Source organism: Arthrobacter sp. N199823, assembly GCF_002929705.1.
Classification (GTDB): domain Bacteria; phylum Actinomycetota; class Actinomycetes; order Actinomycetales; family Micrococcaceae; genus Specibacter.
Genome location: NZ_PJIN01000001.1, coordinates 547,935 through 566,410, shown reverse-complemented (window position 1 = coordinate 566,410; position 18,476 = coordinate 547,935). Strand labels below are relative to the sequence as shown.

17 protein-coding genes are annotated in these 18,476 nt (G+C 60.4%); 8 read left to right on the top strand and 9 right to left on the bottom strand.

Annotated features, from left to right (window positions below):
* Positions 1 to 108: 108 nt before the first annotated feature.
* From CXQ93_RS02450 to CXQ93_RS02410, 9 genes are all read right to left on the bottom strand, one after another.
* The gene (locus CXQ93_RS02450) at positions 109 to 1,119 is read right to left on the bottom strand and encodes a proline racemase family protein (RefSeq protein WP_258068535.1); all 1,011 of its coding nucleotides are present in this window, start codon (positions 1,117 to 1,119) and stop codon (positions 109 to 111) included.
* 166 nt (positions 1,120 to 1,285) lie between these two features.
* Entirely contained in the window at positions 1,286 to 1,990 is a 705-nt protein-coding gene (locus CXQ93_RS02445) for an ABC transporter ATP-binding protein (RefSeq protein ID WP_374953383.1), read from the bottom strand.
* Between the two features lie 5 nt (positions 1,991 to 1,995).
* Positions 1,996 to 2,805, bottom strand: a complete 810-nt coding sequence (locus CXQ93_RS02440; RefSeq protein WP_104108871.1) for an ABC transporter ATP-binding protein — start codon at positions 2,803 to 2,805, stop codon at positions 1,996 to 1,998.
* A complete protein-coding gene (locus CXQ93_RS02435) occupies positions 2,802 to 3,923 on the bottom strand; it encodes a branched-chain amino acid ABC transporter permease (protein ID WP_104108870.1) in 1,122 nt (373 codons plus the stop codon). The genes CXQ93_RS02440 and CXQ93_RS02435 overlap by 4 nt, the downstream gene beginning before the upstream one ends.
* The gene (locus tag CXQ93_RS02430) at positions 3,924 to 4,817 is read right to left on the bottom strand and encodes a branched-chain amino acid ABC transporter permease (RefSeq protein ID WP_104108869.1); all 894 of its coding nucleotides are present in this window, start codon (positions 4,815 to 4,817) and stop codon (positions 3,924 to 3,926) included.
* 86 nt (positions 4,818 to 4,903) lie between these two features.
* Positions 4,904 to 6,073, bottom strand: coding sequence for a branched-chain amino acid ABC transporter substrate-binding protein (locus CXQ93_RS02425; RefSeq protein WP_104108868.1), 1,170 nt, complete (start codon positions 6,071 to 6,073; stop codon positions 4,904 to 4,906).
* A gap of 363 nt (positions 6,074 to 6,436) precedes the next feature.
* A complete protein-coding gene (locus CXQ93_RS02420) occupies positions 6,437 to 7,516 on the bottom strand; it encodes an adenylate/guanylate cyclase domain-containing protein (RefSeq protein WP_256939440.1) in 1,080 nt (359 codons plus the stop codon).
* The gene (locus tag CXQ93_RS02415; RefSeq protein WP_181036019.1) at positions 7,500 to 8,099 is read right to left on the bottom strand and encodes a PH domain-containing protein; all 600 of its coding nucleotides are present in this window, start codon (positions 8,097 to 8,099) and stop codon (positions 7,500 to 7,502) included. Before CXQ93_RS02415 ends, CXQ93_RS02420 begins: the two co-directional genes overlap by 17 nt.
* A complete protein-coding gene (locus tag CXQ93_RS02410; protein ID WP_104108866.1) occupies positions 8,092 to 9,249 on the bottom strand; it encodes a biotin--[acetyl-CoA-carboxylase] ligase in 1,158 nt (385 codons plus the stop codon). Before CXQ93_RS02410 ends, CXQ93_RS02415 begins: the two co-directional genes overlap by 8 nt.
* A 455-nt stretch (positions 9,250 to 9,704) precedes the next feature.
* Between CXQ93_RS02410 and CXQ93_RS02405 the strand changes: the two genes are divergently transcribed.
* The 8 genes from CXQ93_RS02405 (at position 9,705) to CXQ93_RS02370 (ending at position 18,476) form a co-directional block, all read left to right on the top strand.
* Complete coding sequence (locus CXQ93_RS02405; RefSeq protein WP_181036018.1) at positions 9,705 to 10,658, top strand: DUF222 domain-containing protein; 954 nt, start codon at positions 9,705 to 9,707, stop codon at positions 10,656 to 10,658.
* 60 nt (positions 10,659 to 10,718) lie between these two features.
* On the top strand, positions 10,719 to 11,729 hold the full coding sequence (locus CXQ93_RS02400; protein ID WP_104108864.1) for an HNH endonuclease signature motif containing protein: 1,011 nt from the start codon (positions 10,719 to 10,721) through the stop codon (positions 11,727 to 11,729).
* Between the two features lie 224 nt (positions 11,730 to 11,953).
* Positions 11,954 to 13,537 carry an acyl-CoA carboxylase subunit beta gene (locus CXQ93_RS02395; protein ID WP_104108863.1) on the top strand — a complete coding sequence of 528 codons (1,584 nt, stop codon included), beginning with the start codon at positions 11,954 to 11,956 and terminating at the stop codon, positions 13,535 to 13,537.
* On the top strand, positions 13,534 to 13,770 hold the full coding sequence (locus CXQ93_RS02390) for an acyl-CoA carboxylase subunit epsilon (protein ID WP_104108862.1): 237 nt from the start codon (positions 13,534 to 13,536) through the stop codon (positions 13,768 to 13,770). The genes CXQ93_RS02395 and CXQ93_RS02390 overlap by 4 nt, the downstream gene beginning before the upstream one ends.
* Positions 13,771 to 13,854: 84 nt before the next feature.
* Positions 13,855 to 15,570 (top strand): DUF885 domain-containing protein, encoded by a 1,716-nt coding sequence (locus tag CXQ93_RS02385; RefSeq protein WP_104108861.1) that lies wholly within the window; start codon positions 13,855 to 13,857, stop codon positions 15,568 to 15,570.
* A gap of 102 nt (positions 15,571 to 15,672) precedes the next feature.
* Entirely contained in the window at positions 15,673 to 17,112 is a 1,440-nt protein-coding gene (locus tag CXQ93_RS02380) for a dicarboxylate/amino acid:cation symporter (protein ID WP_104108860.1), read from the top strand.
* Positions 17,113 to 17,288: 176 nt separating this feature from the next.
* Entirely contained in the window at positions 17,289 to 17,669 is a 381-nt protein-coding gene (locus CXQ93_RS02375) for a YbjQ family protein (protein ID WP_104108859.1), read from the top strand.
* Between the two features lie 162 nt (positions 17,670 to 17,831).
* Positions 17,832 to 18,476 carry a TetR/AcrR family transcriptional regulator gene (locus tag CXQ93_RS02370; protein ID WP_181036017.1) on the top strand — a complete coding sequence of 215 codons (645 nt, stop codon included), beginning with the start codon at positions 17,832 to 17,834 and terminating at the stop codon, positions 18,474 to 18,476.

Here is an 18,476-nt window from a genome sequence, read left to right as displayed (position 1 = left end):
AGATGCAGGTCACACACAATAGCTTTTTCGATGAATCAGGAACCCGATTGGAATGGGCGCACCCGGCATGCCCGATGTGGTCCTAGCGCGGCGCAAATCGACCGTCTCTTAGCGCAGCACAAAGCCCAACCCGAGCTCGTCCCGGGGGTCCAGGGTGAAGGTGGAGACCCCTACCGGATAGGCGTTTCCGCGGACACCCACCACCACCGAACCATCTTCGCGCCCCAGTACCGAGGCGGTAAAACACGAATCGACGATGGAAAAATGTGCCAGCTCGGCGCCATGAAGCAACTCCCCCGAGTCATCCAAGGCAGCAACACGGGCGGCCGTACCGGATCCGCAGGGCGAACGGTCCACCTGCCCGTCGGCAAAGATCGTCACGTTGCGTTGCGCCAGTAGAGCGCCGGCCGGCTCGGCGTCTTCATGGAAAATGGTGCCGTAAATCCCGTCCAGCCGAGGCTCGCTGGGATGTATGGCTGCCGGGTGGTCTGCGAGCGCGGCCTTGATTTGCCGGCCAGCTGCAATGAGCGCATTGAGGTCCGACGGCGTGATATGAAGTCCCGCCGCCCGTGCCGGAAGTGAGGCGTACAGTGCCCCACCCCAGAGCACATCCACTGTGAGGGTGCCGAAGTCAGGGGTCTGTACAGCAATATTTCGGGCTGCGACATAGGAAGGTACATTGCAAAAGGTGACGGATTCAATGAACCCGGCCACGGTTGTCACCTGGGCCGTGACGCGCCCCGAGGGAACGTCGATCACCACCTCCGTCACGCCGTCGTCCTGGGCGGGCACCATTCCACTGCGCACGGCCCATGCCCCCAACGCGATAGTGCCATGGCCGCACGCCGTCGAGAAGCCGTCCTTGTGCCAGAACAAGACACCGAAGTGAGCGCCGGGGTCGTTGGGCGGGACGATGAATCCGCCGTACATATCGGCATGACCGCGCGGCTCATTGACCAGCAGTCGGCGCAGGGCGTTGGCAGGGCCGGTGGCGGCATTCACGCGCTTGGCCAACACGGTGTCCCCTGCTATTTCAAACGGCAACTCGGGAACTATTCGGAACGGCTCCCCCGCCGTGTGATAGTCCACTGTGGCAATGCTCCAGTCATGAATATCCACGCGCGCCGATCACCCTTCGTCCCAGTACAAATTGTTTGAAACTGCCTGCTTGCCGCTTTGCTCTCGCCAATGTGCTCGTTCCGGAAAATCACTAAAACCACTCAGTGCAATATGACATTACACAAGGGACTCGTCAATTCTGGACAGCCATCACCGCAGCGCCTGCCTAGGCCCCCAGATAGGCCTCCACAATCCTGGAGTCAGCCAGCAACTCAGACCCCGTCCCTGTCAGGGTCGTGACTCCACTTTCAATGACGTAGCCGCGACTGGTGATCTTCAGGGCGGCCCGCGCATTTTGCTCCACCAGCAAGACAGTGGTGCCGTTCGCGTTAACTTCCTTAATCACCTGCATGACCTGGGCAACAATGAGCGGCGCCAACCCCATGGACGGCTCATCTAACATGAGCATCTTGGGCCCGGCGATCAACGCCCGGCCAATGGCCAGCATCTGCTGCTCACCGCCGGAGAGCGTGCCGCCCTGCTGGTTGCGACGCTCGGCCAAGAGCGGCAGCAGCTCCAAAACATCCGCAATGCGTTTTTGCACGGCCCCTCTGTCCTTCACCAGATAGCCGCCCAATTGCAGGTTCTCCATGACGGAGAGGGTGGAGAAGATGCGCCGTCCTTCCGGTACATGGATCAGTCCGGCCGCGACCACTTCCCACGGCTTTGCTTTCGTAATTTCTTGGCCCGCAAAACTGATCCTGCCGGCGTGCGATTTCACAATGGCCGACGCCGCTGACAACGTTGTGGTCTTGCCCGCGCCATTGTTGCCCAACAGCGAGACAATCTCTCCCTCCTCGACCCGGACGGTGATCCCGCGCAGGGCCTGGATCTTGCCGTAGAAAACTTCCACGTTCTCAAATTCGAGCATGGCCATCAGGACTCACCCTCTTCCTTTTGCGCATCAGCGCCACGTTCCGGTTCGTCTTCCTTACCCAGATACGCCTCAATCACGGCCGGGTTCTTCTTCACTTCGGCCGGGGTCCCGTCAGCAATTTCCTTGCCGAAGTTCATGACCACAACCCGTTCGCTGACCTCCATGACCACGCTCATATCGTGCTCAATGAGTACGACGGCGGCACCCAAGTCCCGGATTTTGCGGCACAGTTCCAGCAACTCACGTTTTTCCGAGTGGTTGAGGCCAGCGCCCGGCTCATCTAGGAGCACCAATTTGGCCTTGCGGGCCATGGCACGTGCCATTTCCACCTGCCGCTGTTGGCCGTAGGCCAGGTTGCGCACGGGGATGCCGCGCCCTCCCTTGTAACCAACAAAGTCCAGCCAGCGGTGCGCCTCAGCCGTGAAGTACTCCTCACTCTTGCGGTATCTGGGCGTATGAAATAGCGCGTCTAGGGCGTTTTGGCCGCCGTAGAGGTGCATCCCGCCGCGGACGTTGTCCAGCACTGTCAGGTCCGGGAAGAGCCGGAGGTTCTGGAAGGTGCGGGTCACTCCAGTGGCGGCAATGACGGCGGGGCGTTTGCCTGTGATGTCCTTGCCGTCAACCTTCACGTGGCCGCTCACAGGCTTGTAAAAGCCCGTGATGCAGTTGAAGGCGCTGGTCTTGCCGGCGCCGTTGGGGCCGATGACGGAGACAATTTCCCCGGCGTCCGCGCTAAAGCTCAGCCCATTGACGGCTTTCACACCACCAAAGGCGATTTGCAGATCACTGACTTCCAAGAGCGGGCTCATGCGTTCTCTCCTCTCTCTTGGCCGGAGCTGGTTACTTTCCTGTGTTCCCTCCGGGAGCGTTTCCTGCCGTGGGCACCCGGTCCGGAGCCGCCGTCGTCCTGGTCATGTCCGTCCCGGTCAGGCCCGGCCTTTTCAGGTTCATACGCCCGGGTGGGCCAGAAGCCCTGAGGCCGCAGCACCATGACAGCGATCAGCACCACACCGAAGATCACGTACCGCAAGTTGCCCATGTCGCGCAGGAACTCCGGCAGCAGCGAGATGACCACGGCTCCCACCACCACGCCCCGGGTGTTACCCATGCCGCCGAGCACAACGGCCATGAGCACCAGTGCCGATTGCAGGAACACGAAGCTTTGGGGGGAAATCGCGGAGAGATGCGCGGCGAAGAGCATCCCGCCTATGCCGCCCCACATGGCGCCGAAGATGTAGGCCGCCAGCTTGACCTTATACGTGTGGATGCCCATGGCTTCGGCGGCGTCCTCGTCCTCCCGAACAAAGCGCCACGCCCGTCCGAGCCGTGATTTACCCAGCCGAGCCGAGCCCAGCACCAGCAAACTCACCACCACCACGCAGAAGAAATAGAACATCACGGGGCTGGAGAGGTCCAGGCCAAACAACTCCACGCCGGGGATGCCGTAAATACCAGAAGGTCCGCCAGTGATGGTCAGGTTGTTGGCTGTGAGGCGGATGATTTCACCGAATCCCAGTGTCACGATGGCCAGATAGTCACTTCGTAGCCGCAGGGTGGGTGCGCCAATGATCAGTCCGGCCAGGACAGTCATGAGCAGCACGGCCGGGATCGTGAACAGGATGGGCAGCTCCCACGCCTTGGACACAATGCCGGCGGTATAAGCACCCACCGCCATGAAGGCAATGTAACCAAGGTCCAGCAAGCCGCAGTAGCCCACCACGATGTTCAGCCCGGAGGCCAACAGAATGAAGATGACCGCCGTCGTGGCAATGTTCATCGCGTAATTGTTGGCGACCAGAAAGGGGAAGATCACGGCAATGGCAAACCCCGCCCAGCCCAACTGCTTGCTTTCAAAGAGCCGCGAGACAACACTGGCCGGTTTGCCGATCAGGCGTGGAGCGGTGGAGCTGTCAACGTTTTCACTCATTTAGACACGCTCCGTCACTCGTTCGCCGAGCAGGCCGGTGGGTTTCAAAGTCAGGAAGGCGATGAGCACCGCAAAGGTGAACACATCCCGCCATTCCCCGCCCAACCACTGGGACCCGAAGGCTTCCAGCAGGCCCAGGAGCAAACCGCCGAGCATGGCGCCCTTGATGTTGCCGATGCCACCAATCACGGCAGCGGTAAAAGCCTTGAGCCCAATAATGAAGCCCATGAGGAAATCAATCTTGCCGTAATATGCACCAGCCATGACTCCCGCGGCACCTGCCAGCGCGGAGCCAATGAAGAACGTCCAGGTGATGACTTTGTTGACGTTGATACCCATGAGCAGTGAGCCCTTGGGGTCCAGGGCAATGGCGCGCATGGCCCTGCCCATGGAGGTGCGTTGAATGTAGGAGTTCAGGCTCAGCATGAGCAACACGGCGATCACCATGAGAACAATTTGCGGGGCCGATACCCGCGCCCCGAGAATATCGAAGGTCTCGCCCTGAAGCCGGACCGGGAAAACCCGGGGGTTGGGGCCGGCGATGGCGCTGACCCCGTATTCGAGAGTGAAGGAGGCGCCGACGGCGGTAATCAGGACCGCGAGTCGCGGCGAGCCGCGCAGTGGTCGGTAGGCGAGACGCTCAATGCCCACACCGATGCCACCCGAGATGATCATGGTCAGCAAGAGCACTATGAGAAGGGCTGTGATGGACATGGAAGCCGGGATGACGCCGACGGAGCTGAGCATCGCATAACCAATGAATGCCCCCAACATGTAAAGGTCACCGTGGGCGAAGTTGAGGAGTTTAATAATGCCGTAGACCATGGAATAGCCAAGGGCAATCAATGCATAGAATGACCCGACGAAGAGGCCATTCCAAAGGAGCTGTGTCATGGGACCTGCCTTGATTCAAGGATGGCAGCCGGGGCGGGCATCATCTTCAACACCCGCCCCGACCATTGTGGTTTTCCCTTGGCGGGTTAGCTCAGATCGTCATGCAGGGTGAACTTGCCATCCTTGACCACGAGGATCTGGAATCCACCGCTACTGAGCGTGTGTTCCGGTGTGAACTTAAGCGGTCCGGAGAACAGTTCGAAGCCGTCGATGGCGGCCAAAGCGGCGATGATCTTATCCCCGTCGGTGCTGTCTGCCTTGGTGATGGCTTCAGCAGCGAGACGGACTGCGTCATAGGACTGGGTGGAGTAAGGGCCCGGGGCCGAGCCAAACTTCTTCGTGTAGTCGGCGATCCAGGTCTCGGCTCCCTTGATGGTGTCGGGGGTCTGAGTCATGGTGGCGAAGACGCCCTCAGCGCTGGTACCGCCGGCAATCTCGATCAATGAGGCGTCAACACTGCCATCTGCGACCATAATCTTGCCCTTGAAGCCAGCAGCCTTGAGCTGGTTGATGATCAGGCCACCTTCCTGGTAATAACCGGTCCAGTAGACCATGTCCGGATTGGCGCCTGTGATGTCGTGAACCACTGAAGAATAATCGCTTTCACCGGCCGTGACCGAGGTGGCCAGCGCTACCTTAATGCCGCCTGCCGCTTCCAAATCCTTCTTGGTCTGAGCCGCAATGTCCTTGGAGTAACTGGTGTTGTCATCGACCAGAGCCACCGACTTCACGCCGTCCTTGGCCATGAACTTCACCGCTGCCGCCGACTGCTGGGCTCCGGTGCCATTGATCAGGAACACATTGGGCAGCTTCTGGTTGACCAGCTCCTGGGAGTTGGCCGCCGGAATGATCATGGGGATGTTCGCCTTGGCGAAGATGGGCAGAGTAGGCAAGGTGGCACCGGAACAATAACCACCCACGGAGACCACAGCTCCGTTGGAGACCGCTTTGTTGGCAGCGGCGGCAGCCTGAGTGGGATCACAGGCCTCGTCCTCCGGATCAAACTGCAGCTGGCGGCCAAGCACCCCGCCCTTGGCATTGATCTCATCGATCGCCATCTGCATGCCGTTCTTCATGTAGGTGCCAGTAGGTGCACTGGAGCCCGACAAGGGAATGACCGCAGCAATCTTGATAGGGCCGGAATCGCCCGACGCATTTTCATCTCCCCCGCTGAGAATGCCACCACAGCCAGTGGTTGCCATGAGCGCTGCGGCCACGGCCCCTACAGCCAATACCTTGGGAATTCGAAGTTTCATTGCCTACAGCTCCTTTGACGTGACAACGCGGCCGAGCTGTTCGGGATAACCCGTTCGCCTGGCAAACGTAATCTAGATCACACTTCGCTTGTCAGTAAAATATGACATGTCACGGTTTCGAGTGTCAACAGATTTTTCTTTGTCGAGACGCAATTGAGACACAACAACTCACAGACACACGCTGGGGGTGCGCTCACCCTAGCCGCACCTCGGTGAGGGCACGCTGGAAGCCGGGACCCGGCGTCGTACGTGGCAGTGCGGCCAGGTAAGGAAACAGGCCTAGCTACGGGCACACGAGATCAAGGAAACGGGCACGGGATCGCAGGCCCTACGCCCAGCATTGCCGGCAGCAAAAGGCCGCCTTTAGTCGACGACGAGGCCCTTGCCCGTGCCGCGCCCCAGCAGAACCGGCGCAATTTCGCCGAATCCACGGACATTTTCCACGGGGAGCTGAGTCAGGATAAAGCGGTCGTCGCCGGACAGCGCCGAGGCCGTGACCGAGTCAATCAGGACGGTTCCGGGTTGCGCCAACGATGTCAGACGGGCGGCCAGGTTCACGGTTGGACCGTAAATATCGCCCAGTCGGGAGAGCACACGGCCCCACACCATGGCAACACGGGCTTCGGGAAGGAAATCGTCGGCCGCCATGGCCTCTGCGAGAGCCAGAGAAATCTGAGCACCAGCCACAGGCGTCTCGCAGTTGAACAACACTTCATCGCCAATGGTCTTCACCAAGCGGCCGCCACCGACGCTAATGATCTCGGCACAAATGTTTTCAAAACGCTGAACCAGCCGAGCCAGGGTCTTCTCATTCATGCGCCGAGACAAAGAGGTATAGCTGACCAAGTCGGCAAAGCCCACGGCGCGGGCCAGGGGCAACGGCGCGTCATCTTCGTCGCCGTCGCGCCCTAATTCACTGGAGGCCAAGCCTTCCTGGGCGCGCACGGCAAGACGCTGGATGCCAGCGTTGAGCTGGCGTCGGTAGGAATACACCAACAGCTCTTCCAGTGGCGGAATCAAGTTGGGCAGCTCGGAAACAACGGCGCGGCGAGCCTCAGCGTCGCTGACACCGTGTTCCACCACCAGGTCTTCCACCAGGGCCTCGATTTGCCAGACAGCCATACGGTCCGTCATCTGGCCGATGGAACGGGTGACGGAAATGGCAGTTTCTTCAGTCAGCAGACCCTCGCGCACCATGGTGACCACTATTTGCAGCGCTTCCTGGTCACGCTCAGTGAACGCCACGTCTTCGTCGCCCAGATTGGGGAAACCCATGGCGCGCCAAATTTTGCGGGCAGACAGCAATGAAACGCCAACTCCGGCGGCTACATCACGGCGCTTCATGGTCCGTTCGCCGCCCAAAAGCTGCGTTTCCAATGCCTTGGTTTGATTATGCGAGGCAGGCGTTAACGATGGCTCGGGTGGATCAGTGGTCTCTTCCAAGCTTGCGCAGCTCCTTCTCGCTCATACCTACGGTCCAAGCGTAGTCCCGATCTTGGGGAGTTTGCTGCATGGACGCTCGGAACTCCGTGGCCCAAAATTGTTGGGCATCCTTATTAAACTGGTTCCAGTGCGGTATTTCCCGCACCGTCACTACTGTGTCCGGGTGTGCGATCAGTTGCAAATCACCAGAACCCACCATTCGTTGGCGCCAATTCTGAACGGCGCGCACCTCCTGCATGTGGGCCAGGACGTGTATCTGCAGCTTCCTGCCCACCAGGCCTTGGCGTACCAGTAAGCGCTGATTGGTCAGCGTGTATTTGGTCCCAGCCCACCGCAAGACCCGCCTGATCGGATAGACCAGCAGCAGCAAACACACCGCCGCCACCACAACCACCACCAGCGGTTGGCGCCATGGCCCCGCAGCAGGCGCCCATTCCGCAAACGTCAGGGGCTGAAGTTTCGCCAACGCCGCAGATCCCAGCATGATGACCAGCAAACCCACGGAAATGGGTCCCACCAACGTTCGCGAATGCGGATGGCAGCGAATCTCCACCTGTTCGTGCTCGAGCATCAACTTATGCATAGCCAAGGGCACCATCCGGACCAGTCCTGCGCAGGTGGACCACGTCGCCGGCGCTGACGGTATGTTCGGTGCCGGCGGCAACGCGCAACAGCAAACTGCCGTCACTATTCAAGTCCACAGCCGTGCCGTAGAGCAGGGTGTCGCCGGGTAATTCTGCCCGCACTTCCTGACCTAGCGTGCTCATGAGGTTGCGGGCCAGATCCACAGCGCTGGCACCACCTTGCATAGGGGCCTGCGCATTCCCACCCACAGCTACAAACGCCTGGTACAGCCGGGCAAAATTATTCAGGTAGGCCGGCAACAGCTCATTCCTATCCAACCCTGACCCCTGAACCCCCTCAATCAACAACGAGGTGGCCCTTTCAGTAGGCAGGTCAGTTTGCTCTGCGCTGACATTGACCCCTACCCCAACCACGACGCCGATTCCCGACTGAGTGCGTTCCCCCACTCTTCCGGTGACTGCTGAAGGCTGTGCTTGTGAGGGCTGTGCTTGTGAAGGGTGGGAGCCTGACGTGCGGGCTCTTGAAAGCTGGTGCGCTGTCTGACCTGCGGATGTGGGCACCTGGGATGTGGGCATCTGTGAGGTAGGAGCCATCGGCTTGGGGACCACTTGGGCGAGGATCCCCGCCAGCTTCTTGCCGTTGACCACCACATCATTGGGCCACTTCAGCGTGGCCGGAACGCCCGTGAGAGTCCGCAGCGCCTGACAGAGTGCCACTCCGGCCAGAATGGACAGCCATCCGTAGCCCGTGGCAGCAAAAGCTGTTTCTGTCGGGTTGGCTACGCCTGACTCGCCTGCGGCGCACTGCTCCCCCGGCCACACCAAGACGCTGGAAATCATGGCAGCTCCAGCTGGTACTTCCCACGCCCGCCCAAGCCGACCTTTGCCGGCAGGTTGAGCATCGGCAATCAAGACGCTCAGGGACGGAAAGTACTGCTGGACGTCTGCAGCGCCAGCGGCCAAATCGGTGTTGGTCGACCCCGCTGAGTCCACCACATCAACGCGCCCAAAGTCTCCCCGCGGATGCATCAGCTCTGACTTCAAGCGGGCAGGGTCAAGTTTGATGGGGGCAGAGTTGAGAGCTGCCGCTGGCAGCTGATGGGGTCGGGTCTGACCGTTCTGATCAGGGTTTGTTGCGGCGCCGTTCATAGTACTAATCCTATCCGGCGCTGAGACTGGAGAATCCTTCCTAGGGTTGAGATTCCAGCCTAAAAACGGGTGTTCATTCCTCCACAGGGACTGCTGGGTTGCAGTTGTCCCCACAGGGGCTTCTACGGCCCTTAAATGTCAGTACCCTCTCATAAAATAGAGCTATGGACACAACGGCGGGGATGCCGGTTGAACCGACTCCCCATTCAGGGGTTTTAAGGGTTGGTGATCATGTACACCAACTCCTCAATCTTGTCCGGGCTTTGTGCTCAACAGGCACCCCTGCACCGTCTTCACACTCGTCCCAATCTTCTGTGCCCTCACCATCGGATAGTTGCGTTGACGTTGGCGTTGATCTCGACTCCCTCTCTGACGTGGAGTTTGCGCAGTGGTCTCAAGACGTAGAGCGTTTGATGTGCGTCGCACAGGCATTGAGCGTCCAAAACGCTGGGGAAATGGATCTGCGTGTCACGGCCGGGCGCTATGCCGAGACTGGTGCTCGTGGGACCGTCGACGTACTCGTGCAGTCCCTGCAATTAAGCTCCAGTGAAGCTCACCGCAGAATCGCCTTGGCCAAACAAGTCCTGCCTGTGGTTGACACCATCACGGGCGCTGTAGCCCCCACCGCTCATCCGATCTTGGCAGAGGCTTTCTTCAGCGGATCTCTCTCCCAAGAACGCGCTGTGAGCGTTTCTCACTATCTCAAAGAAGCCGTCCGGCTCGCCAGCAATGGCCGCATCAGCGAAGAGAAATCCGTCGAAGTCGAAGAAGCCCTTGTTGCTACCGGTCAACTTCAAGGCCCTGATTTCATCAGGTCGGTGGGGAACCAGATCATGAGCCATCTAGATCCCGACGGGAACAAACCCAGCGAGTCCGATCTACTTGCACGCCAAGGCTTGTTCTTCCGCAAGCCCCGCCGGGGGCTAGTCTCCCTGTATGGAGCCTGCACCGTCGAACAATACGAACAGCTCATGGCCATAATCAGCTTCGCTACCAACCCCAACAAACACACCAACATCGACACCCTCACCACCACAGCAGCAGGGGACGGCAATGGAGGCAACGAAGAATGTGACGGGCAAGAATCACTGCTAGACAACCTCCACGACCTCTCCGACCTTTTGACCACCAGCACCAGCACCAGCACCAGCACCAGCACGGATCCACCCTCCAGCAGGGAATCCCGAACCCCAGATACAGCACAGTCAGGCCCACCACCCCAAGGACCACCACCACAGTCATCCGCGGTGCAGCAGCAAGCTGCCCCGCCACCGCCCGAGCCTGATCCCTGTTCAGAGGCTGAGCCAGCTCCAGATCCTGAACCAGATACAGACACAGCGCCAGATCCTGAGCCTGATCCTGAATCCGAACCAGCACGGCCGATTCCTCCACCACTCATCAACGGATGACGACGTCGACTCGAACCGTGGGAAATTCCACCTCGCCCACCGCAAGCTCCTGAAAACGCGATGCCTCCTGTCTACGACGGAGACACCTGGTTCTGGTTCAGCGCCACACCATCAGCCACACCCGCGTCGACACCCCAGCCCACGCACACAGCCACAGAAAGCGAACCTCGAGGCGAACCCGAAGGTCACACGGGAGCACCGCCACCGTCATACCCTCCGGAGCCGCCCCCACCGCCACAGCCACCGGACCATGGCTTCGGCCCCGGGTGGGACAGCATCCCACTTACCAACATCAGCGGCAGTGGCACCGCCAGCGGCGCCAGCACTGGACCCAGTGAAAGTGACGGCGCCCCTGAAGATGAAAACGACAACCCTTGGCCACATTCCGTCTACGGGGTAGACGTCCCAGCACCTGGCGATAATGAAACCCTGCCCGGTCTTGACCCGATCGACCCGTTCAGCACTGACTCGGCCGTGAAAGACACCCGCACCAACGGGCAGAAACTCCTTGAAGGGCTGATCTCCTGCGTGAAACTCGCAGCTCGCACCGGAATGCTCCCCCTCAACGGAGGACTGAAAACTCAACTCATCATCAGTTGCACGGAAGAAGACCTACGCCGCACCGACCGCCTCGGCACCGCCTACACCACGTATAGCGGCCCCATGCCGCTAAGTCTGTTCAGCCAATCGCTGTGCGATCCCGAAATAACCAACATCACTTACGGCACCGGACAAGAAATCATCAATGTCGGCCGCAGCCACCGCCTCTTCACACCTGCTCAGCGCAAACTCCTCTTCGCTAGAGACCTCGGCTGCGCCTTCCCTGACTGCCGGGCAGCCGCCACATGGTGTGAAGCCCACCATGTAATCCCGTGGCAAGAAGGCGGAGAAACCAACCTCAACAACGCCGCTTTGCTCTGTGGAGCCCACCACACCCTCATCCACCACAGTCAATGGCAAGCCCACATCATCGACGGCACTCCTTGGTTCACACCGCCGTGGACCCTTGACCCCGCCCAAAGAAACCGCCGCAACAACTACCACCACGGCCTCCAGAAGAACCGCAGCTGAAACAGCCACTGAGCCAATGTGGCCCCCACGTGGAACCACCACTGAGACCGTCCCGGGTCAAAAAGTGGAAACTGGGACAAAACGCCAGATACTTTTCGGCCGACTTTGTAGGGTTCCTACACATGCAGGGACCCATATCGTTATTAGACTGTCAGTAGAGTTTGACCTTTTGTGCGGTTCCTATGAAGGTCTGCAAGTATCCACACTATTGATCCGGAGTGTCAATGAGCCACGATCTATCGACGACAGCAGGCAAAATTGCCGATTTCCGCGACAGGATGGCTCAGGCTGAAATGCCCTCCGGTGAGGCCGCCGTCGAGAAGCAACACGCAAAGGGCCGCAACACGGCTCGCGAACGCATCGATCTGCTGGTAGACCCGGATTCCTTCGTGGAGTTTGATGCCTTGGCCGTTCACCGCTCCACAGCTTTTGGCATGGAGAAGAAGAAGCCTTTGGGCGACGGCGTGGTATCCGGCTACGGCAACGTGGATGGCCGTCTTGTCGCCATTTACAGCCAGGACTTCAGCGTTTACGGCGGCTCCCTCAGCCAGGTCAATGGCGAGAAGATCGTCAAGGTGCAGGAATTCGCACTGCGCAACGGTTGCCCGGTTGTCGGCATCAACGACGGTGGTGGTGCTCGTATCCAGGAGGGCGTGGCATCACTGGCCATGTTTGCCGATATCTTCCGCAACAATGTCCACGCATCCGGCGTCGTCCCGCAAATCTCGCTCATCATGGGCCCGTGCGCCGGCGGAGCTGCTTACTCCCCCGCCCTGACGGACTACGTAGTCATGGTGGACAAATCCAGCCACATGTTTATCACCGGCCCCGACGTCATCAAAACCGTCACGGGCGAAGACGTCGACATGGAAACCTTGGGTGGTGCCCGCCAGCACAACACCACCACGGGAACGTCCACGTACCTGGCCACGGATGAAGCTGACGCCATTGAGTTTGTCCGCGAACTGCTTGACTTCCTCCCATCCAACAACCTGGCCGAGGCGCCCGTCACCGAGCATGAGCAGGAATTGGAGCTCGACGACGCCGATCTCGCCTTGGACGCGTTGATCCCGGATTCGGCAAACCACCCGTACAACATGCGTGCAGTCATCGAGCAGATCCTCGATGACGGCCACTTCTTGGAGATGCAGGCCCTATACGCTCCCAACATCATGATCGGCTACGGCCGCATCGAGGGCCACACGGTAGGCATTGTGGCCAACCAGCCCATGCAATTTGCCGGCACCCTGGACATCAACGCTTCCGAAAAGGCTGCCCGTTTTGTCCGCAATTGCGATGCCTTCAACATCCCCATCATCACGCTGGTCGATGTCCCTGGCTTCCTGCCCGGTAAGGATCAGGAGTTCCAGGGCATCATCCGCCGTGGCGCCAAGCTGCTCTACGCCTACGCCGAAGCAACCGTGCCGAAGCTGACGGTCATCACCCGTAAGGCTTACGGTGGAGCGTACATCGTGATGGGTTCCAAGAAGCTCGGCGCTGATTTGAACCTCGCCTGGCCCACCGCCCAGATCGGCGTCATGGGCGCTCAGGGCGCCGTGAATATCTTGTACCGCCGCGACCTTGCCTCCGTTGAGGCCGACGGCGGCGACGTCGAGGCCCGCCGTGCCGAGATTGTGCGTGACTACGAAGACGAACTCCTCAACCCGTACCAGGCTGCACAACTGGGTTACGTGGACGCCGTAATCGCACCCGCCGATACCCGCATCCAACTCATCAAGGGCCTGCGAGCACTGCGTGACAAGCGTGCCAGCCTGCCCGCCAAGAAGCATGGAAACATCCCGCTGTGACAGCCACCCAGGAAACTTCGGCAGCCGGACCAGAGAACGCGCCGTTGCTCAACGTGACCCGCGGCAATCCCACCGCGGAAGAGCTGGCCGCCGTGACCGCCGTCGTGCTTGCTCTGCAATCTGGCGAGGATAATGAAGGCAAAGCGGCCCCCACTCGGCATTGGGCCAGGAGGGTGCACTTGAATCTGCCGCCCAAGCCCGGCTCGGGTTCCTGGCGCCGTTCGGTCAGGTAGGGCCTCAGCCAGATAGAGCCTCAGCCGGATAGGTCCCCATTCGGATAAGTGCAGCGGCGGGTGCGGGCAGGTAGGCTCGTGGGCATGACTTTGCCCGCGCAGCCCGCCGCCCGCCCCACCACAGCCATTGACCAGACCGCCAACCGCTACACAGCGCGGCTGCTGGACCTAGACCCGGGATTTGCCACCGAGTTGGGGCATCCGGGCCGCGAGAGTGAATATCGTGACCATTCCCCCACGGGCCTGGACGCACTGGCCGATGCAGCCAGCACCGCCTTGGCCGAGCTGGCCGCGCTGGAACCCGTTGACGAGGTGGATGCGGTAACTCTGCACGCCATGCGGGAACGGCTGGGTCTTTACCTGGAACTCCATGCGACGGGCTGGCCGCTGGCCGATTTGAACAATATTGCTTCGCCGGCACAGGGCATTCGCGCCATTTTCGACCTCATGCCCACCGCGACCACCTCCGATTGGGAGCATATTTCGGGCCGTCTGGCCAATGTCCCGGCCGCCATTGACGGCTATATCGCCTCACTGCGCGCCGGTGCCACCCGGGGGCTGATCGCCGCACGTCGGCAGGTCGCCACCGTGATCGACCAGTGTGAACGGCATGCCAGCACTGACGGTTTCTTCACCAGTCTGGCGGCCAATGCCACCTTGGATCGTTCCCCTGAAGCGGACGACGCCGGCACGTCCCTCCCAGCTGCCCTCACCGAAGCGCTAGCCACGAATGCGGAGCTGGCCCGCGCCGCCTATGGGCTTCTGGCCTTGTTCCTGCGGGAGGAGCTACTCCCTGTCGCGCCCACACAGGATGCCGTCGGGGCGGAACGCTATGCGCTCGCGTCTCGGGAGTTCTTGGGCTCCGCCGTCGATCTAGCCGAGACCTATGCGTGGGGCATTGCCGAGCTTGACCGGATCATCGCCGAACAGGAAGCCGTGGCGCAGGCCATCGAGCCCGGCGCTACCATCGCTGAAGCCAAAGCCCTACTCAATGCCGATCCGGCACGTCAATTGCACGGTACCGGAGAGCTGGTGGAGTGGATGCAACAGCTATCCAACTCAGCTGTTGCCGACCTTGCAGGGACACAGTTCGATATTCCTTTCATCATGCGCACCCTGGAGTGCCGCATTGCACCCACCCAGGATGGTGGCATCTATTACACCGGGCCGTCTGAGGATTTTTCCCGCCCTGGCCGCATGTGGTGGTCCGTCCCGGAGGGCGAGGATTCCTTCACCACGTGGGCCGAAACAACCACCGTCTACCACGAGGGTGTGCCGGGCCACCACCTGCAGGTAGCCACTGCTACCTACCAGTCGGCACTGCTCAATGACTGGCGCCGCAACGTCTGCTGGGTGTCAGGCCATGGCGAGGGCTGGGCACTTTATGCCGAACGGCTCATGGATGATCTGGGCTACTTGTCAGATCCCGGCGACAAAATGGGCATGCTGGATGGCCAGCGCATGCGCGCGGCCCGCGTGGTCTTCGACATTGGCGTTCATCTGGAACTGCCCGTCCCGGAACGGTGGGGATCCGGAACGTGGACCGCGGAGAAGGGCCTAGAATTCCTGCGCGCCAACCTGGACATCTCCGAGGGCCAGCTGGACTTTGAATTTCACCGCTATCTGGGCTGGCCGGGTCAGGCGCCGTCTTACAAAATTGGTCAGCGTCTCTGGGAGGACATCCGTGATGCCCGCGCCGCCCGCGATGGGGAGGCATTCTCACTTCGCGACTTCCACACGCAGGCACTCAATCTGGGCTCTGTGGGACTTGACACATTGCAGGCAGCGCTTCTGGGCTAACGTCCCGTAGCGCCGGGGTGCGCGTAATAATTCCCGATTTGGCGCGTAATAAAAGGAAACACAAATTTCCGGGTGTTATTGTGCCGCGCTTACCTTTGAGCAATGACTTCAACAGCAACCGCTCCCCCAGTGTCGAGGCTGCCCAAGTGGGCTGGCTCCTTCGGTATTCAAATCATCATTGCCCTGATTGTCGGTCTGGGACTTGGATTGCTCGCCCGCCAGCTTGGCGGCGACCCCGAGACTGATCCCAACGGCCTGGTGTCAACCCTGAGCACGATTGGTTCCAGCTACGTCTCGATCCTCAAGGCAGCTGTTGTTCCCCTGATCTTCACGGCTGTTGTTTCCTCCATTGCGAACCTCCGTCAGGTCACGAATGCAGCCCGTCTCGCTTGGAATACGCTGCTGTGGTTTGCCATCACTTCGTTGATCGCTGTGACGATCGGTATCTTCCTGGGTGTGCTGTTCCAGCCCGGGGCAGGCACCGGCACGGAAACGCCTGCTGAGTACACGGGCAAATCCGGTGACTGGTGGTCCTTCCTGGTTGGCTTGTTCCCCTCCAACTTCCTGGGCTTGAGCGCTTCCACCAAAGCCGCTGAATCCGGCGCCCTGACAACGAGCGTCAGCTTCAACGTGCTGCAGATCCTGGTCATTGCCATTGTTGTTGGCATTGCCGCTCTCAAGGTTGGCAAGGCCGCCGAGCCGTTCCTGAAGCTCAACAGTTCAGCCCTCGCCGTGATCCAGAAGGTGCTGTGGTGGATCATCCGCTTGGCCCCGATTGGTACCGTGGGCCTGATCGGTAACGCCGTGGCCAGCTACGGCTGGACCACCATGGGCTCGCTCCTGAAGTTCACAGTTGCCATTTACGTTGGCTTGGCTCTCGTTATGTTTGTTGTGTACCCGATTCTGGTCAGGACTCACGGCCTGTCCATCAAGCAGTACTTCTCCGGTGTTTGGCCGGCCGTTCAGCTGGGTTTCGTGTCCCGCTCCTCGATCGGCACCCTGCCGCTGACCCAGCGCGTCACCGAACGCAACCTGGGCGTACCCCGCGCCTACGCTTCCTTCGCGGTGCCGCTGGGCGCCACCACCAAGATGGACGGTTGCGCCGCAATTTACCCGGCCATCGCAGCCATCTTCGTGGCCCAGTTCTTCGGCATTCAGCTGGATCTGGGACAGTACCTGCTCATTGTTCTGGTCTCCGTTCTGGGCTCCGCTGCAACCGCGGGAACCACCGGTGCCGTTGTGATGCTGACCTTGACCTTGTCAACGCTGGGACTGCCCCTGGCCGGCGTCGGACTTCTGCTGGCAGTTGACCCGATCGTAGATATGGGCCGCACCGCCTTGAACGTGGCAGGTCAGGCACTGGTTCCCACCATCGTCTCGAAGCGTCAGGGCATCCTGAACGAGGAACTCTACAACGCTCCACGCAACGGCAACCCCTTCGCTGACGATTCCGACGATGCCTTGGCCGATCTGACAGCCAACGGCGCAACCGACAGCGCTGCAGGGAATATCGACCCGAAGCGGGAACCGGCCAACGCCTAAGTTTCTCCGGCAACGGCTGCTGCTTTCTAAGATCCCGTCAGGGCAAGGTCCAAGGACACTTGCCCTGACGGGATCTTTGTCTTCCGGGCCGGCTCCTCGGAAGAGAAAACCACCCAGTCACGCACAGTAGGATGCCTTACGTTACAAGTTTCCAGAAGTGAATTTAAGGACTATCAATGATCATCGTCACCACCAACGATCTGCCGGGCTACAAGATTGACGCCGTCTTCGGCGAGGTCATGGGCCTCACCGTGCGCTCTCGCCACGTCGGCGCACAGTTCACCGCCAGCTTCCGTTCACTAGGCGGCGGCGAGCTGCCCGAGATGACCAAGGCCCTGTACGAAAGCCGCCAGGAAGTGGTGGCCCGCATGGTCACTGAGGCTCAGCAAAAGGGCGCCAACGCCATCATTGCAACCCGCTTCGACACCTCCGAAATGGGCGGAACCTGGACCGAAGTCTGCGTATATGGCACCGCCGTCTTCGCAATCCCCCTCGGCGAAGGTCAGCCCGGAGCCACCGGCCAGTCAATCTACCTCGCACAGAACGCTCAGCGCTAAGAACGGCGTCCACACTGTGCGAGCTGCCCAGTGGGCGGTGCGCGGTGTGCTGCCGGGCCACAGTGCGGCGGGCCGGGCACCCTCCCTCGCCGCACAGGGGGCATCCCGCAGCTCACACTCAACAGTTTGCACAAAGTGCAAACTTGCACTTAGTGTAGAAGGGTGAGCATTAACGCATCCCCCTCATCGGCAACACCACCTCCGGCGCTCCCGGCGTCCCGTCGCGAACTCAACAAGACCGCCACGCGGGAAGCAATCGCCAACGCCGCGCTGGCCTTTCTGCGCAGCGGCAACTTGAGCTCATTCACTGTCGACGACGTTGCTGCCGCCGCCGGAGTTTCCCGACGCACGTTCTTCAACTACTTTTCCTCCGTTGAAGCGGCCATTGCCAGCTTCACGCAGACGTACCTTGACGCAATCATCATGGCCTTCAAGGATCGCCCAGCCGGTGAGTCCATCCTGGAATCGGCTCAAGTTGCACTCTCCGTAGCTGGCAACAGCCAGGACTTGACTGTTCTGGCCGAGGTGTTCGCCTTGACCCAAGATCCCCAGCTGGGCCGGTTCCAGCTGCAGGCCTGGGATGATTGCAGCCTCAAGATCACGGAGCTGGCCCGCCGGCAGCTCCCCGAAGGAACTGACGAGCTGTACATCCACGCATTGGTGGGTGCTGTCATCGGCAGTTGCCGTGCAGCCTTCATCGTCTGGTACCAGCGCCACGGCAGAGATACCTCGCCTGCGGCGCTCTCTGATTTGCGCGAACTGCTCAGCGACACGATTTCCTTGATCCGCAATGGATTCGCAGTCTAG

Coding starts and splice junctions, on each gene's coding strand:
- CXQ93_RS02445 (WP_374953383.1), bottom strand. CDS start 1,990: ATGCTCGAATTTGAGAACGTGGAAGTTTTCTACGGCAAGATCCAGGCC.
- CXQ93_RS02440 (WP_104108871.1), bottom strand. CDS start 2,805: ATGAGCCCGCTCTTGGAAGTCAGTGATCTGCAAATCGCCTTTGGTGGT.
- CXQ93_RS02435 (WP_104108870.1), bottom strand. CDS start 3,923: ATGAGTGAAAACGTTGACAGCTCCACCGCTCCACGCCTGATCGGCAAA.
- CXQ93_RS02430 (WP_104108869.1), bottom strand. CDS start 4,817: ATGACACAGCTCCTTTGGAATGGCCTCTTCGTCGGGTCATTCTATGCA.
- CXQ93_RS02425 (WP_104108868.1), bottom strand. CDS start 6,073: ATGAAACTTCGAATTCCCAAGGTATTGGCTGTAGGGGCCGTGGCCGCA.
- CXQ93_RS02415 (WP_181036019.1), bottom strand. CDS start 8,099: ATGCATAAGTTGATGCTCGAGCACGAACAGGTGGAGATTCGCTGCCAT.
- CXQ93_RS02410 (WP_104108866.1), bottom strand. CDS start 9,249: ATGAACGGCGCCGCAACAAACCCTGATCAGAACGGTCAGACCCGACCC.
- CXQ93_RS02405 (WP_181036018.1), top strand. CDS start 9,705: ATGGATCTGCGTGTCACGGCCGGGCGCTATGCCGAGACTGGTGCTCGT.
- CXQ93_RS02400 (WP_104108864.1), top strand. CDS start 10,719: ATGCCTCCTGTCTACGACGGAGACACCTGGTTCTGGTTCAGCGCCACA.
- CXQ93_RS02395 (WP_104108863.1), top strand. CDS start 11,954: ATGAGCCACGATCTATCGACGACAGCAGGCAAAATTGCCGATTTCCGC.
- CXQ93_RS02385 (WP_104108861.1), top strand. CDS start 13,855: ATGACTTTGCCCGCGCAGCCCGCCGCCCGCCCCACCACAGCCATTGAC.
- CXQ93_RS02380 (WP_104108860.1), top strand. CDS start 15,673: ATGACTTCAACAGCAACCGCTCCCCCAGTGTCGAGGCTGCCCAAGTGG.
- CXQ93_RS02375 (WP_104108859.1), top strand. CDS start 17,289: ATGATCATCGTCACCACCAACGATCTGCCGGGCTACAAGATTGACGCC.